The organism is Streptomyces sp. NPDC103540 (genome assembly GCF_055584445.1).
Genome location: NZ_JBVJMA010000002.1, coordinates 735,402 through 748,946 on the forward strand (window position 1 = coordinate 735,402; position 13,545 = coordinate 748,946).

A 13,545-nucleotide genomic window follows, 5' to 3' on the forward strand; every position below is an offset into this window, starting at 1 on the left:
ACTGACCAAGCGCTCGGTCAATAGTTTGGACGGGGTCTTTCCGGAAGATCGGGGAAAGCCGCAGGTGAAGCCGGTCGGGCTCGTTAGGGTGACGCCATGGCAGCCACCACGAAGGGCGAACAGACCCGGGCGCGACTCATCGCCGCCGCGCGGACCCTCCTCGCGGGCGGGATGAGCGAACGCTTCACCACCCGCAACGTGGCCGCGCTGTGCGGCGTTTCGCACGGGATGTGCCACTACCACTTCCAGGACCGGACCGATCTCGTCCTGGCCGTCATCGCGGACATCCGCCCCGAGTGGGTCCTCCCCCTGGAGGAGGCCGTGACGGGGCCGGGGTCGTTCGAGGAGCGGGCGGAACGGGTCGTCGGGCTGCTGTCCCGTTCCGAGGGCGTGGAACTCTCCCACCTCCACTCCGCGTTGCACTGGCACGCCCTGAACGACCCCCGGGTCCGGGAGTGCCTGGAGGCGGAGTACCGGCGCTGGCGCGCCTGCTTCGTCGCGCTGTTCGGGGTCCTGGCCGAGGAGCGGGGCGGGGACCTCGACCCCCGCCCGTTGGGGGAGGCCGTGGCCGCCGCCGTGGACGGCCTGGCCGCCGTGGAGTCCCTGGGCGCCGAGGTCGACCCGGGCCCCGTCCTGCGCACGTTGATCCGTACGCTCGCCGCCGGGGCCTGAGCCCGCCCCGGCGCCCGCCCCGCCCTCGCCGGGCCCCGCCCGGGCCCGCCCTACAGCGCCCTGCGGTGCGCCGCGATGGCCTCCGGGTCCCAGCCCGGACGGGGCACCGAGTCCAGCAGCAGCCGGGTGTAGGCGTGCCGGGGAGCGGCGAGCACCTCGGCCGTGGGCCCCGCCTCGACGATGCGGCCGTGGCGCATCACGACGATCTCGTCGGTCACGCACCGGACGACCCCGAGGTCGTGGGTGATGAAGAGGTAGCCGATCCCGGTCTGTTCCCGGATGTCGGCGAGCAGGTTGAGGATCTGCGCCTGGACGGACACGTCGAGCGCGGCGACCGCCTCGTCGAGGACGAGGACGGCCGGTTCGACGGCGAGGGCCCGGGCGATGGCCACCCGCTGGCGCTGGCCGCCCGACAGCTGTCGGGGCAGCGCGTCGGCGGCCCGGGTGCCGAGGCCCACCTGGTCGAGCAGCTCGCGGACCCGCTTCGTGTGGTCGCGGTCCGGGAAGTGCAGGCGCAGGGTCTCGCGCAGCGCGGCCTCGACGCCCGTGCGCGGGTCGAGGGAGAGGTAGGGGTCCTGGAAGACCATCTGGACCTGACGGGCCCGGGCCAGTCGCGCCGCCCGGCCCCGGGTGCGGCCGGTGCGGGGCAGGCCGCCGACCAGCACCTCGCCCTCGTCGGCCCGTTCGAGACCGACGACGATCCGGGCGGTGGTGGTCTTGCCGGAGCCGGACTCCCCCACGATCCCGAGGGATCCCCCCTCGGGCAGCGTGAAGGACACGTCGTCCACGGCGCGTACGGATCCGTAGGACCGGTGCAGGCCCTTGACCTGCAGTGCGTCAACGGGCATCGACGGTGCTCCCTTCGAGCCGGTCTCCGTGGTGGCAGGCGGCCAGGTGTCCGGGCGCGCCGGGGGCGGCCACCGGGGGCGGCACGCGCTGGTCGCAGACCTCCGTGGCGAGCGGGCAGCGGGCGGCGAAGGCGCAGCCGTGCAGCTCCTGGCGCAGGTCCGGTGGCTGTCCCTCGATGGCGGTGAGCCGGCCGCGCGGGCCGTCCATGCGGGGCGTGGAGGCGAGGAGCGCGGCCGTGTACGGGTGCCTCGGGCGGGCGAAGAGGCGCTCGGCGGGGCCGCTCTCGGCGATCCGTCCGGCGTACATGACGTAGACGCGGTCGCTGATGGCGGCGGCGAGGTCGAGGTCGTGGGTGACGAACAGCAGGCCGGTGCCGAAGCGGGCGCGCAGTCCGGCCAGCAGGGCGATGACCTCGGCCTGGCTGGTGACGTCGAGGGCCGTGGTGGGTTCGTCGGCGAGCAGGAGCGCCGGGTCTCCCATGAGGGCGGCGGCGATCACGACGCGTTGCAGCATGCCGCCGGAGACCTGGCCGGGGTACCTGTCCACGACGGACGCGTCCAGGCCGACCGCGCCGAGGAGTTCGACGGCCCGCGCGGCGGCGTCCGTACGGTTCATCACGCCGGTGAGCGTGACGCTCTCGGTGAGGAAGTCCCCGATGCGGCGCAGGGGGTTGACGGCGGCCCGGGGGTCCTGGAAGACCATGGCGACCGCGCCGGCGCGCACCGCGCGCAGGCGGTCGGCGCTCATGGTGAGCACGTCCTCGCCGGCGACGCGGACGCTCCCCTCGACGACGGCCCCCGGGGGCAGCAGGCGCAGCGCGCTGCGCGAGGTGATGCTCTTGCCGGAGCCGGACTCGCCGACGAGGGCGACGGTCTCGCCGGCGGCGACGGTGAGGTCGACGCCGTCGAGGACGGGCCGGGCGGTGCCGGGCAGGGTGATCCGCAGCCCTTGGATGTCGAGGGTGTTCATCTGTCTCTCCTGGCGACGCGGTCGGCCCAGCGTTCCCCGACCACGTTGAAGGCGACGACGGTCAGCACGATGAAGGCGCAGGGCAGGATCGCGGACAGCGGGTAGCCGTGCTGGATGGCGGTCTGGCCGTCGAAGACCATGCGGCCCCAGTCGGAGGTGAGGGCGGGGATGCCGAGTCCGAGGAACGACAGTCCCGCGAGGTCCATCAGGGCGTAGCCGAAGTTGATGGTGGACTGGGCGAGGACGACGGGGGCGATGTTGGGCAGGATGTGGCGCAGGCAGATCTGGAGCGCCGAATGGCCCTGGACGCGGTAGGCGCTGACGTAGGGGCGCTCCCGTTCGGCGAGGACGAGGGACCGGGTGAGGCGGCTGACGTAGGGCGTGTAGGCCACGGCGAGGGCGATGACCGGGGCGATCAGCCCTTCGCCGTATATGGAGATGATCAGGATGGCGAGCAGCATGCCGGGGAAGGCGAAGACCAGCTCGGTGCCGCGGGACAGGACGGAGTCGAGCCAGCCGCCGCGCCAGGCGGCGGTGGTGCCGATGGCGATGCCGGCGAGGGTGGAGAAGACGACGACCCCGAGCGGTCCCAGCAGGGAGGTCCGCGCGCCGAGCAGCAGTCGGGAGAGGGTGTCGCGGCCGGCGGCGTCGACACCGAGCGGGTGTGCGGCGGAGGGGGCGGCGAGGGCGTTGCCGAGGTCGACGGCGTTCGGGTCGTGGGGGACGATCCAGGGCGCGAGGAGCGCGGCGAGGACGACCAGCGCGACGAGCGCGAGGCAGACCAGGTGGAGGGGGGAGCCCGCGGCGCGGATCCGGGAGAGGCCGGGCCGGCGGGTCAGGACGGCGGTCATGCGGTGGTCCTCCTGGATCCGAGGGTGACCCGGGGGTCGACCAGGGGCAGCAGCAGGTCCACGATCAGGTTCACGGTCATGAAGAGGGCGACGATGATCAGGGAGATCGCCTGGACGGTCGGGAAGTCCTTGGTGGTGGTGGACAGTTCGAGGAGCTGGCCGATGCCGCCGATGCTGAAGGCGGTCTCGACGAGGATGGTGCACACCAGCAGGGTGGAGACGATCAGTCCGCCGGTGGTCAGGACGGTGCCGAGCGAGTTGCGGAAGACGTGGCGGCGGATGACCTGGCGTTCGGGGACGCCGCGGCTGCGGGCGACGGTGACGTGTTCGCTGTCGAGGGCTTCGAGCATGGCGGCGCGGGTGACGCGGGCGAGCATGCCGATCAGGTAGAGCGCGAGGGCGATCGAGGGCAGCGTCAGGTGCCACAGCAGGTCGCCGAGGCCGCCGTCGCCCGCGCCGCTGCTGGGGAACCAGCCGAGGTTGACGGCGAAGAGCCCCTGGAGGAGGACGGCCGCGACGAACGACGGGGTGCCGACGGCGAAGGTGGTGGTGACGAGGATGGCGGAGTCGGTGGCCCCGCCCCGGACGGCGGCGATCCGGCCGAGGAGCAGGCCGACCGCGACGACCACGACGAGCGACATGGCGATCAGCATCAGGGTGGTGGGCAGGCGGTCCGCGAGCAGGCGCGAGACGTCGGTGCGGTAGGTGATCGAGCGACCGAAGTCGCCCTGGAGCACGTCGCCCAGCCAGCGCAGGTAGCGGATGAGGAAGGGGTCGTCCAGGTGGTACTGGGCGTTGATCGCGGCGAGGGCCTCCGGGGAGGCCGACCGACCGGCGAGCAGGAAGCTCGCCGGGTTGCCCGGCGCCAGGTACAGGGCCCCGAAGACCACGAACGAGGCGATCAGCAGGGTGGCGGCCATCTCCGCCACCCGTCGTACGGCGAACCTGACGAAGCTCACTGCGCCGCTCCCACGGCGGCGGCCCACGGGTGGTACATGTAGGAGATCGTGGTGGGGGCGCCGGTGATCCGCTTGTTCATGAACAGGGCGGTGGGCCACTCGGCGACGGGGATCCACAGCAGGCGTTCCGAGGCGTGGTGCTGGAGCTTCGCCCCGATGTCCATCCGCTGTTCGGTCGGGTAGACGGCGGCGGCCTCTTCGAAGAGCCGGTCGTACTCGGGGTCGCTGTAGCCGGCGAAGTTCATGTAGGCGCCGGTCTTGAAGTTCTGCAGCAGGTCGAGCGGGTCGGTGATGGAGTCGTAGTAGGTGAGCGGGAACATGTCGATGCCCTCGCGCGCCTGGGGATCGGTGAACAGGGCCGTGAAGGCGTTGGGCGCGATGGTCTTGAGCTGGATGTCGAGGCCGATGCTCGTGCCGGCGGCCTGGACGGCGGTGGCGAGGAGGGACACGTCCTGGCCGATGGAGCTGGTGGCCACGGTCAGGGTCTTGCCGCTCGCACCCGCTTCCTTGATCAGGGACTTGGCCTGTTCGAGGTCCTGGCCGGTGGGCGGCAGGCTGTCGAAGGCGGTCTTCAGGGTGCGTTCGGGGGCGGCGGCCCAGGCGGCCCGGGTGGTGAGGGAGTTGGTGACGGTGCCGGCGCCGCCGAGTCCGGCCTTCACGAAGCCGGAGCGGTCCAGCGCCAGGGACAGGGCGCGGCGGACGCGGACGTCGCCGAGGGGCCCCTTCATGTTGGTGATGTTGACGTTGACGGTGCTGAGGCCCTCGCCGAAGAAGAGGGTGCCGGTCCCGCTGGCGCGCAGGCGGGCGTAGCTCTCGGTCGGGATCAGGTAGCCGCCGTCGGCCTCCCCGCTGAGGAGGGCGTTGGTGCGGGCGGAGGGGTCGGTCAGGACGCGGAAGACGGCCTTCTTCGCCTTGGCCTTGGTGCCCCAGTAGCCGTCGAAGCGGTCCAGTTCGATCGACTGGCCCTTGTTCCAGGTGCCGAGGGCGAAGGGGCCGGTGCAGGCGAGGCCGCCGGATGTGCCGTAGTCCTTGCCCGCTGCCTCGATCCCGGCCTTGGAGGCGACGGCTCCGGCGGCGGTGGCCATGTACTGCGGGAACTGGGAGTCGGGCTTCTTGAGCTTCACGGCGACCTGGAGCGGGCCGGTCTTCTCGATGGAGGTGACGTTCTGGAACACCTGGGCCCAGGCGGCGGCGTTGTCGGGGTCCATCTGGCGGCGGAGGCTGAAGACCACGTCGTCGGCGGTCATCTCGTTGCCGTCGTGGAAGCGCACGCCGGGCCGCAGGTCGTAGACCCAGGTGGTGGGGTCCGGGTTGGTCGCCTGGCGGGCGAGGCCGGGCTCGGTGGTGAGGCCCGGCGTCCAGCGCATCAGGCTCTCGCACACGTTGGACAGGACGGTGTTCTGCGGGTAGTCGAACGCCATCGTGTAGTCGAGGGTGGGCGGTTCGGCGTAGACGGCCCAGGTGAAGGAGTCGATCTCGCCGCGGGCCTCGGGGGTGCCGGCGGACAGTTTGACGTCGCCGAGACCGCCGGCCTTGTCCTTCGGCGGGCCGGAGCAGGCCGTGACCAGGGCGAGGGAGGTCAGGGCGGCGCCGGCCGCGAGGGCGAGGGGGTGGAGCCGGCCGCGCCGGCCGCGGGGGCGTCTGCTGGTGCGGGGCGGGGAAGTGGTCATCGTCGCGCTCTCTGTTCCGTGAGGGATGCGGGGGGAGGAGCGGGCGGAGCGCCGGGGCGGACCGCCGGGGTGGAGGCCCGGTCGGTCCGCGGGACGATCCGCGGGGGCGGTCCGCTGGGGTGGTCCGCTGGAAGTGGTCCGCGGGGGCGGTCCGCTGGGGGCGGCCGGTTTCCCGGGTCGGCGGTCCGCGGGAGCGGTCGGTTTCCCGGGTCAGGCGGCGGGCGCGGCGCCTGACCCGGCCCGTGCCGCCGGGACCTGCTGGGTGATGCAGTGGACGCCGCCCCCGCCGAAGGCGACGGCGAGCGCCCGTACGCCGACGACCTTGCGGCCCGGGTAGGCGGTGGCGATCACGGCGAGGGCCGCCTCGTCCTGCGGCACGCCGGCCACGGGGACGACGACGCCGCCGTTGGCGACGTAGTAGTTCAGGTACGACACCTCGATCCGGCCGTCGGCGATGTCCGCGAAGGCCGTCTGCGGCACGTCGATGATCTCCAGGCGTCGGCCGCGGGCGTCGGTGGTGGCCTCCAGCACGGCCCGGTTGGCGCGCATCCGGGCGTAGTCGGGGTGCGCGGGGTCGTCGGGCAGGGAGACGACGACGGTGCCGGGGGCGGCGAAGGCGCAGACGCCGTCGACGTGACCGTCGGTCTCGGTGTCGAGGAGGCCGCCGTAGGGCAGCCAGACCACCTTGGTGACCCCGAGCCGGGACTTCAGTTCCGCCTCGATCTCCTCGCGCGTCATGCCGGGGTTGCGGTTGGGGTGAAGGAGGCACTGCTCGGTGGTGATCAGGGTGCCCTCGCCGTCGACGGTGATCGCCCCGCCTTCGAGGATCATGTCGGAGGCGACGCGATCGACGCCGAGGTGGTCCAGCAGCAGACCGCTGATCCGGTCGTCGGCGTCGAACGGGTGGTGCTTGCCGCCCCAGGCGTTGAAGCGGAAGTCCACGCCAGCGCGGTTGCCGTCCCCGTCGAGCACGAAGAGCGGGGCGGAGTCGCGGAACCAGGAGTCGTCGAGCGGCAGCTCGATCACCGTGACGCCCTCGCCGCACTGCGCACGGGCGTCCTCGCCGGCCCCGGGCGGGGCGACCATGGTCACGGGTTCGAAGGCGGCGATGGCCCGGGCGACGTTGGCGTACTCCTCCTTGACCTCGGCCAGCACGCTGCCCCACAGGTCCTCGCGGGTGGGCCAGGCCATCAGGCAACCCTCGTGCTCGGACCACTCGGCGGGCATACGGAATTCAGTCATGGTGTCTCATTTCTTGCGTCGGTGAAGTCTTCCACTCGACTGAAAATTCGGTCAAGGGGGTGGAGGGTCGGATGCGCCGGACTCCCTCTCCGGGGGTGGGCGGCGCCCCGTACGCGCCGCCCACCGGATCGCGGGGAGGGATGGTTCGGGGGGATGGGCCGGAACCCTACGAGCGACTCTGGCATTGACTGAAAATTCAGTCAAGAGATGGGGTGTGGAAAGACCCCCGTTTCCGGGGAGGGGTCGTTTCCGGGGAGGGACCCGTCGGAGGGACCCGTCGTACGGGCGCCCGCGCCCGCGACGGGGGTCAGTTCTGCCGGAGTCCCGCCAGCTCGGCGTCGATGGCGCCGCGCATCAGGCCGCGCGCGTGCTCGATCCGGATGCCGCCGCTGAGCCAGCGCATGCTCAGCCCCTCCAGCAGGGCGGTGAGCCGCTCGGCCGCACCGGCGAGCGAGGAGGCCGGCGCCATCGGCTGGACCTGCCCGAGCAGCGCGGCGACCTCCTGGACCCACACCAGCGTGGCCCGGGCGAGGTCCTCGCGCAGCACCTCGTCGAAGACGGCGCTCGCCCGCAGCTCGCCCCAGGCGGAGCTGTTCTCCCGCACCTCGACGGTGTCCTGGAGTTCGAGCAGGAGGGTCTCCTCCAGCTCCTCTAGGGGCGTGAGCGGCGCTTCGTCCGGGTCGCGCTCGGTGGTGTAGCGCTCGGCGCGGTCGTTGATGAACTCCAGGGTGTGGCGCAGGACCCCGGTGCGGTCCTTGAAGTGGTAGTAGATCAGGGCGGTGGACACGCCGGCCTCGGCCGCGAGTTCCTCCACGCGCAGCCCGCGGACCCCGCGCCGGGCGATCACCCGGGCGGCCGCTTCGAGGATCTGAGTACTACGAGACGCCATGGTCCGCACCCTACCGGGGTGTTCCGGCGCACGTGTACACGGCCCGTCACCAGGGCGGACCGGGGCGGAGGAGCGGTCGGTCACCCCGGAGGCGCGCGCCGACCGGGGGGCGCCGGCCGCGCCGGTCGCGTTCGCCGCCCCGCGGGAGGGGCCCGCGCGCGCCCGCCGGGGTGACGCGGCCATCAGAGGGCGGGCGGGACGGCGGGGTGCGACTGGGTGGCGCAGTGGATCCCGCCACCGCCGGAGGCGATGCCGTTGATCGTCACCTGCACCACCTGGTGGCCGGGGTAGGCGCCCTGGAGGATCGCGTAGGCCAAGCCGTCCGCGTAGCCGTCGCCGAAGCGGGGGACGAGGACGGCGCCGTTCGCCGTGTAGTAATTCGTGTAACTGGACAGGAAGTCCTTGCCCCTGCCCACGATCTCGCGGCGGTCGGGGCCAGGCAGTTCGGTGATGGTCAGGCTCCGGCCGCGGGCGTCCGTGGCGCTGAGCAGCGCCCGCCTGGTCTCCTCGTAGACCGCCACCCACTTCGGGTCGGCGCCGGGGCCGGGCTTGTCCAGCATGACCTTGCCGGGGGCGATGAAACGTGCCAGGCAGTCGATGTGACAGTCGGTGATGTCCTGTCCGGCGAGGCCGGGCACCCAGATGACCTTGTCGATGCCGAGCGCCGTCTTCATGGCCTGTTCGACCTGGCCCTGGCTCATGCCCGGGTTGCGGTTGGCGTTCACCATCGAGCTGACCGTGGCCAGCAGGGTTCCCTCGCCGTCGGTCTCCAGGGAGCCGCCCTCGCCGACGAAGCCGGCCCGGATCCGGTTCACCCCGTATTCGGCGAGCAGCGTGCGGGCCGCGGCGGCGTCGTTGGCGAAGGGTTGGGCGTACGGGGTGCCGGTCTTGCCCCAGCCGTTGAAGTTGGTGTCGACGCCGGCGACGGCCCCGGGGCCGACCACGAAGGTCGGGCCGAAGTCGCGGATCCAGAGGTCGTCGTTGGGGATGTCGACGACCTCGATGCCGTGGTAGGCGCCCGGGCCGCACTCGTAGCGGGCCTCGGCTACCTGGCCGGGGCGGGCCAGCATCACGACCGGCTCGAAGCGCGAGATCGTGTGCGCGACCTCGGCGATGTCCCGGCGGACCGCGGCAAGGTTGTTCTCCCACACCGAGGCGAGGGCGGGCCAGGCCATGTACGTACGGACGTGCCGGTCCGTCTCGGCCGGCATCCGCAGGCCGCCGGCGGCACCCTCGGCGGCCGACGCGGTCGACGCGAGGGAGGGGAGGGCGGTGCCGAGGGCCGCGAGCGGCACGGCCGCCGCGCCGAACCGGAGCACTCCGCGACGTGACATGCGGGGGGTCGTGTCCATGGGGACTCCCTGAGGGAAGGAGGCGGGATGAACGGCATCCTTGCGTTAACTGAAAATTCAGTCAACCCTCTCCCGCTGGTGGACCCCTCGATCCGTGCCCGTTCCGCTTGCCGGCCTCAGCTCCGCCGGAACTGGTCGACGGAGATCGTGACGGCCCCTCCGGGCGCCGCCTCGACCAACCGCACGATCACGATTTCCCGCTGGTCAGGGCTCCGTACGCAGAACGGACGCTCCTTGGCGAGCGTCTTGAAGGGCAGGGTGGTCACGGGCCGGGTCTCGAAGCCCCGCGCGCACTCCTCCGGCGTCGGCTCTCCGCTTCCGTCGATCACGAAGGCGTCGGACTCCTCGGACAGCAGAAACGCGTCCGCACCCCGTGCGAGGTACCAGGCACCGGTGTCGGTCGGTACCACCTTCCCGGCCCGCAGGTCGAACTCGTAACCGGAGTCCGGAGCGGTGAGCTCGCGCCCCGCGTAGCCGGGCAGGTAGGAGGCCCCGCTCGGCTTCGGCGGGCGGGCGGACTCCGACGCGGACGGGGCCTGCGCGGCGGGAACCCGTGCGCCCGGCTCCTCGCCCTCCTCCTCCGGGATGCCGAAGTACCAGGCCCCGGCGGCACAGCCCAGCAGGACGGCGCCGGCGGCGAGGGCCGTCGTCACCGGCCGGCGCCCACCGCGCCGCCGGTCCCGACGCCCCGGCTCCGGGGCGGACGTTCCGTAAGGGGCGGAGGAGGCGTACGGGGCGGAGGAGGCGTGCGGGGCGGAGGAGGCGTGCGGGGTCGGCGAGGCGGAGTGCGCGCCCCGGTCGGCCGCGGCGTGTCCCCCCTGCGCCGCGAGCCCCGGGTGACCCGCGTACCCGGCGGGCGGCGCGGGCGGCACCGGGCCGGGGGCCGCCGGACCAGGACCGGGGCCGGGGCCGACGTACGCGTGCGGCGCCGCGCCGGCGGGAGCCGCCGCGGCCGTGGCGAGCGCCGTCGGCCGCAGGTGCCCGGGCAGGGCCGAGCCCGACGACCGACCTCCCTCCGCCCGGCCGCCCCCCGCCATGCCCTCCTGCGACCGGCCGCCTTCGACCGGTGCCCCGACCTCCTCCAGGACCGGCCGCGGCAGCCAGCCGTCCGTGAACTCCGGACGCGGGCCCACCCCCGGGTGCGCCCGGACGGCGGCGATCAGCTCGGTGGTGGTCGGGCGGTCCTGCGGGCTCTTGGCCAGGCACCACGCCAGCAGGTCGTGCAGCTCGACCGGGACCGGCCCGAGGTCCGGGTGCTCGTGTACCACCCGGTACAGGGCGCCCGACTCGGGCCCGTTCCCGAAGGGCGGCGCCCCGCTCGCCACGAAGGCGGCGAGCGCCCCGAGCGCGAAGACGTCGGTCGCGGGGGTCACGCGGTGGCCCAGCGCCTGCTCCGGGGCCATGAACGCGGCGGTGCCGATCCGCAGGCCGGTACCGGTGAGGGCGGCCGCGTCGGCCGCCCGCGCGATGCCGAAGTCGATCACCCGGGGCCCGTCCCCGGCGATCAGCACGTTGGCCGGCTTGAGGTCCCGGTGGACGACGCCCGCCGCGTGGATCGCCTGGAGCGCCTCGGCGATGCCCGCGACGAGCAGCAGCACCGAGCGCACCGGCAGCGGGCCGTGCCGCTGGACGACCTGCTGCAACGAGGGGCCGGGCACGTAGGCCGTGGCCAGCCACGGCGTGTGGTCGTCCTCCCCGGAGTCGACCACCTGCGCGGTGAACAGGCCGTGGATGCGGCGCGCGCTGGCCACCTCCTGGGCGAAGCGCTCGCGGAACTCGGGGTCCGCCGCCAGTTCCCTGCGGACGGCCTTCAACGCGATGGGGCGACCCCCGGGCGTGTAGGCCAGGTAGACCACCCCCATTCCGCCGGCGCCGAGCCGGGCGTGGAGGCGGTAGCCACCGATCTCGTGGGGGTCGTCGGCGCACAGGGCCGTACGGGCGGACAGTGCGCCGGGAAGCTGAGCGGACATGCGGTGGCTCTTTCGACGATGCGACGGGAATCGGTGCGGAAGGGACCGACGACCTGGCCCGCATCGTGCCGCTAACTAAAGTTTCAGTCAATGTGTGACAATGCGAGACGCACACCGCCAGGAGGGATCACACAGTGACGGACCGGAGAACGGCAATCCTGGAAGGCGCGGCCCGGGTCATCGCCCGCCGCGGGGTCCGGGGGCTGAGGGTCGGGGAGCTCGCGGCCGAGGCCGGCGTGTCCACCGCCCTGGTCTACTACCACTTCAAGGACCGTACGGGCATCCTGCGCCACGCCCTCGCGTTCATCACGGACCGGGCCGACCGCTACACCGGCCCCGACCAGGACTCCGCCCCCGGCCCCGACTCCGGGCCCGCGGACCCCCGCCGGCTCCTGGAGCGCACCCTGCTGCTCGAGTTCCAGGACCTGCCCGAGGTCCGCGAGAACAGCACGGCCTGGGGAGAGCTGCGGGCCCACACGATTTTCGATCCGGAACTGCGCGGCGAACTCGCCGCGGCCGGCGCCGCCTGGGTGGAGGAGGTGGCGGGCCTGCTCGGCGCCCTGTGCCCGACGGCCCCGACCGACGCCGTCACCGCCGCCGCGGAGCGCCTCACCGCGCTGCTGGAGGGGCTCAGCGCCCGTTGGCTGAGCGGCCTGGTCCCGCTCGGGCACGCCCGCGAGCTCATGCGCGGGGCGATCGGAGTGGAGATCGGCCGACTTGGTTCCCGCGAATCGCAAATTGACTGAATTTCCAGTCAGTGCGACAGTGGCGACACGTGGCCGTACCACTTTCCCGTGTGTACCGACCCATATCGGCATGAAGCGCGCACCCTGGTTCATAGGGCCCGGCCTGCCGACCGTGCCACGCCTCCCGTGCCCGACCTGGCCGGACTCCCCCTCCGCCAGCACACGATCGGAGTCTCCCGTGTCGTTCACTCCCCCCACCCGCCGGACCGTCCTGCGCACCCTCGCCGGCCTCGGCGCCGTCGTCTTCGGCGCCTCGGCCTGCGGCCCCGCCGAGGCCGGGGCCCGGCAGCCCGGCGCCACCGGTTCCCCGCAGACCGCGACCCCCGGAGAGCGGCGCCGGCTCGGAGCCGAGTGGGAGAGCCACACCCGCACCTTCATGTCCTGGCCGGCCCTGGCCTCCGTATGGGAGCAGGACCTGCCCTACGTGCGTGAGGACATCGCGCGGATCGCGCGGGCCGTCGGCGACTACGAAGAAGTGATCATGATGGCGCGGCCCGAGCAGGTGGCCGCCGCCCAGCGGGCCTGCGGCAAGCAGGTCGAGGTCATCCCGCTCGCCGTCGACGACCTCTGGGCCCGCGACACCGTCCCCGTCTTCGTCGAGGAGGGCGGCAAGGTCCTCGGTGTCGACTTCAACTTCAACGGCTGGGGCAACAAGCAGGAGCACGGCAACGACGGCAAGGTCGGCCGGGCCGTGCTCCAGAAGTACGGGATCCCGCGGATCCAGGCCCCGCTGGTCGCCGAGGGCGGTTCCTTCGAGACCGACGGCGAGGGCACCCTGCTGATCACCGAGAGCTCGATCGTCAACGACAACCGCAACCGCGGCAAGTCCCGGGACACCATCGAGGCCGAGCTCAAGCGGACGCTGGGCGTGGCGAAGGTCGTGTGGCTCGCCGGCGTGCGCGGCGAGGACATCACCGACGCCCACGTGGACAGCCTCGTACGCTTCACCGCGCCGGGAGTCGTGCTCCTGGACCGGGCGCACCCCACCACCCCGGCGGACTCCTGGTCGCGCTCCGCCGACCAGGCGAAGTCCGTCCTGTCGAAGACGACGGACGCCCGCGGCCGCCGCTTCGAGGTCATCGACCTCCCGCAGCCCGACCTGGACAGGATCACGGGGCGCGGCGACGACTTCGTGTCGACGTACGCCAATTTCTACGTCGCCAACGACGCGGTGTTCATGCCCAAGTTCGGTGACCGGCAGGCCGACGACCGCGCCCGCGGCATCCTGCGCGAGCACTTCCCCAAGCGGGACGTCGTACCGGTCTCGATCGACACGATCGCCTCGGGCGGCGGCGGCATCCACTGCTCGACGCACGACCAGCCCGGCAAGCCCGCCGCCTGACCACCCCGCGCGCACGCACACCACCACCGGAGTC

At 73.0% G+C, this 13,545-nt stretch carries 12 protein-coding genes; 3 read left to right on the forward strand and 9 right to left on the reverse strand.

The window, feature by feature from the left end; all coding sequences use genetic code 11:
* Positions 1-96: 96 nt before the first annotated feature.
* Complete coding sequence (locus ACZ6ZI_RS07840) at positions 97-672, forward strand: TetR/AcrR family transcriptional regulator (RefSeq protein WP_469517552.1); 576 nt, start codon at positions 97-99, stop codon at positions 670-672.
* Between the two features lie 50 nt (positions 673-722).
* Here ACZ6ZI_RS07840 and ACZ6ZI_RS07845 read toward each other — a convergent pair whose 3' ends face one another.
* From ACZ6ZI_RS07845 to ACZ6ZI_RS07885, 9 genes are all read right to left on the reverse strand, one after another.
* The gene (locus ACZ6ZI_RS07845) at positions 723-1,520 is read right to left on the reverse strand and encodes an ABC transporter ATP-binding protein (protein WP_469517555.1); all 798 of its coding nucleotides are present in this window, start codon (positions 1,518-1,520) and stop codon (positions 723-725) included.
* Entirely contained in the window at positions 1,510-2,490 is a 981-nt protein-coding gene (locus ACZ6ZI_RS07850; protein WP_469517558.1) for an ABC transporter ATP-binding protein, read from the reverse strand. Before ACZ6ZI_RS07850 ends, ACZ6ZI_RS07845 begins: the two co-directional genes overlap by 11 nt.
* Positions 2,487-3,341 (reverse strand): ABC transporter permease, encoded by an 855-nt coding sequence (locus ACZ6ZI_RS07855; protein WP_469517562.1) that lies wholly within the window; start codon positions 3,339-3,341, stop codon positions 2,487-2,489. The genes ACZ6ZI_RS07850 and ACZ6ZI_RS07855 overlap by 4 nt, the downstream gene beginning before the upstream one ends.
* Positions 3,338-4,300, reverse strand: a complete 963-nt coding sequence (locus ACZ6ZI_RS07860) for an ABC transporter permease (RefSeq protein WP_469517565.1) — start codon at positions 4,298-4,300, stop codon at positions 3,338-3,340. Before ACZ6ZI_RS07860 ends, ACZ6ZI_RS07855 begins: the two co-directional genes overlap by 4 nt.
* Entirely contained in the window at positions 4,297-5,970 is a 1,674-nt protein-coding gene (locus ACZ6ZI_RS07865) for an ABC transporter substrate-binding protein (protein ID WP_469517568.1), read from the reverse strand. The genes ACZ6ZI_RS07860 and ACZ6ZI_RS07865 overlap by 4 nt, the downstream gene beginning before the upstream one ends.
* A gap of 210 nt (positions 5,971-6,180) precedes the next feature.
* The gene (locus ACZ6ZI_RS07870) at positions 6,181-7,212 is read right to left on the reverse strand and encodes an agmatine deiminase family protein (RefSeq protein ID WP_469517569.1); all 1,032 of its coding nucleotides are present in this window, start codon (positions 7,210-7,212) and stop codon (positions 6,181-6,183) included.
* Positions 7,213-7,519: 307 nt separating this feature from the next.
* The gene (locus tag ACZ6ZI_RS07875) at positions 7,520-8,101 is read right to left on the reverse strand and encodes a TetR/AcrR family transcriptional regulator (RefSeq protein WP_469517572.1); all 582 of its coding nucleotides are present in this window, start codon (positions 8,099-8,101) and stop codon (positions 7,520-7,522) included.
* A gap of 182 nt (positions 8,102-8,283) precedes the next feature.
* Positions 8,284-9,453: an agmatine deiminase family protein gene (locus ACZ6ZI_RS07880; protein WP_469517576.1), complete on the reverse strand. Its 1,170-nt coding sequence runs from the start codon at positions 9,451-9,453 to the stop codon at positions 8,284-8,286.
* A gap of 116 nt (positions 9,454-9,569) precedes the next feature.
* A complete protein-coding gene (locus ACZ6ZI_RS07885) occupies positions 9,570-11,423 on the reverse strand; it encodes a serine/threonine-protein kinase (protein ID WP_469517579.1) in 1,854 nt (617 codons plus the stop codon).
* Between the two features lie 134 nt (positions 11,424-11,557).
* On the opposite strand from ACZ6ZI_RS07885, the gene ACZ6ZI_RS07890 reads away from it, so the two are divergent.
* The gene (locus tag ACZ6ZI_RS07890) at positions 11,558-12,169 is read left to right on the forward strand and encodes a TetR/AcrR family transcriptional regulator (protein WP_469517582.1); all 612 of its coding nucleotides are present in this window, start codon (positions 11,558-11,560) and stop codon (positions 12,167-12,169) included.
* A gap of 178 nt (positions 12,170-12,347) precedes the next feature.
* Positions 12,348-13,511 (forward strand): agmatine deiminase family protein, encoded by a 1,164-nt coding sequence (locus ACZ6ZI_RS07895; protein WP_469517587.1) that lies wholly within the window; start codon positions 12,348-12,350, stop codon positions 13,509-13,511.
* The last annotated feature ends 34 nt before the right edge of the window (positions 13,512-13,545 follow it).

Excerpts from the sequence above, each read along its gene's own strand:
- ACZ6ZI_RS07840 (WP_469517552.1), top strand. The coding sequence starts at position 97 with ATGGCAGCCACCACGAAGGGCGAACAGACCCGGGCGCGACTCATCGCC.
- ACZ6ZI_RS07845 (WP_469517555.1), bottom strand. The coding sequence starts at position 1,520 with ATGCCCGTTGACGCACTGCAGGTCAAGGGCCTGCACCGGTCCTACGGA.
- ACZ6ZI_RS07850 (WP_469517558.1), bottom strand. The coding sequence starts at position 2,490 with ATGAACACCCTCGACATCCAAGGGCTGCGGATCACCCTGCCCGGCACC.
- ACZ6ZI_RS07855 (WP_469517562.1), bottom strand. The coding sequence starts at position 3,341 with ATGACCGCCGTCCTGACCCGCCGGCCCGGCCTCTCCCGGATCCGCGCC.
- ACZ6ZI_RS07865 (WP_469517568.1), bottom strand. The coding sequence starts at position 5,970 with ATGACCACTTCCCCGCCCCGCACCAGCAGACGCCCCCGCGGCCGGCGC.
- ACZ6ZI_RS07870 (WP_469517569.1), bottom strand. The coding sequence starts at position 7,212 with ATGACTGAATTCCGTATGCCCGCCGAGTGGTCCGAGCACGAGGGTTGC.
- ACZ6ZI_RS07875 (WP_469517572.1), bottom strand. The coding sequence starts at position 8,101 with ATGGCGTCTCGTAGTACTCAGATCCTCGAAGCGGCCGCCCGGGTGATC.
- ACZ6ZI_RS07880 (WP_469517576.1), bottom strand. The coding sequence starts at position 9,453 with ATGGACACGACCCCCCGCATGTCACGTCGCGGAGTGCTCCGGTTCGGC.
- ACZ6ZI_RS07885 (WP_469517579.1), bottom strand. The coding sequence starts at position 11,423 with ATGTCCGCTCAGCTTCCCGGCGCACTGTCCGCCCGTACGGCCCTGTGC.